At 49.8% G+C, this 1,069-nt stretch carries 1 protein-coding gene; it reads left to right on the top strand.

Features of this window, described 5'->3' with window-relative positions:
- Positions 1-996: iron ABC transporter permease (locus R7M72_RS25795; protein ID WP_318056556.1), on the top strand; the 996-nt coding region annotated here is incomplete at its 5' end.
- Between the last annotated feature and the right edge of the window lie 73 nt (positions 997-1,069).

Genomic DNA, 1,069 nt, shown 5'->3' with positions numbered 1-1,069 from the left:
CTGACAGCTACGGATCAGCTGAACTTGTCGATGAGCCAAGGAAAAACGGCCCTATCGAACGCAGCAGTTTGGGGCATTGCAGTAATGGGAATCATCGGCATTCTGGCCTACTCATTTGTTACGCACGGTATCAGTGGTATTGAGTTTGCGATTCCTGGCGAGTTCCAATGGCAACTGCGGTGGCCACGCATGATCAGTGCGATTTCAGTAGGCGTTGCCCTTTCCATTGCAGGGATCATTTTGCAGCGCATCGTTTACAACCCACTCGCGAGCCCAGACATTCTCGGTGTGTCATCCGGCGCAACCTTTGCCATTATCATCACTGGTGTGATGGTTGGCTCTGTACTCGCCGCATTTAACTGGGGCGTCGCTTTTCTGGGCAGTCTGACCGTATTGATGCTGCTGCTCATTATCGGGAAACGCAGCCACTTTAACCCTTCTAATTTTGTACTCTCGGGTATTGCCCTTAGCGCCCTATTACAAGCTCTCGTGCAGTTTGCGTTGGCGCAAGGCTCTGGGGAAAGTTACAAAATTTTGCTCTGGCTCACGGGCTCAACGTATCGCGTCACCAGCACAAGTGCATTGATGTTGCTTATCGCCCTGTTGGTGCTTTTAGCGATTGTATTTGCGTTGTCACGTTGGCTAACACTGATTTCTATTGGTCGAGCGTTTTCTAACGCGCGCGGGCTGAATCCATCATCTGCGAACACGATTTTGCTTGTTATCGTTGCTCTGCTGTGTGCCTTTTCAACGGCGACGGTCGGCCCTGTTTCCTTTGTTGGTTTGGTCGCACCACACATGGCGATGATGCTAGGAGCAAGAAAGGTCAAAGAACAATTATTCGTTGGCAGTTTGATTGGTGCAACGCTTATGGTTTGGGCGGATTGGTTAGGGCAAATCGCCATTTACCCGAGCCAAATTGCAGCTGGTACGTTAGTCGCGATTATCGGTAGTACCTACTTCTTGTTCCTGATGCTCAAAAGCAAGTTCCGATAGCTTGGCGTAAAGATAAGCGAAAAAAGAAACCCGCTCTTTGGGAGTTTACTCCGAAGCAGCGGGTTTCTTTTTA

Source organism: Vibrio sp. YT-18 (genome assembly GCF_033337345.1).
GTDB classification, from domain to species: domain Bacteria; phylum Pseudomonadota; class Gammaproteobacteria; order Enterobacterales; family Vibrionaceae; genus Vibrio; species Vibrio alginolyticus.
Note: the sequence above shows the minus strand (reverse complement) of the source record. Positions and strands in the feature narration are given on the sequence as shown.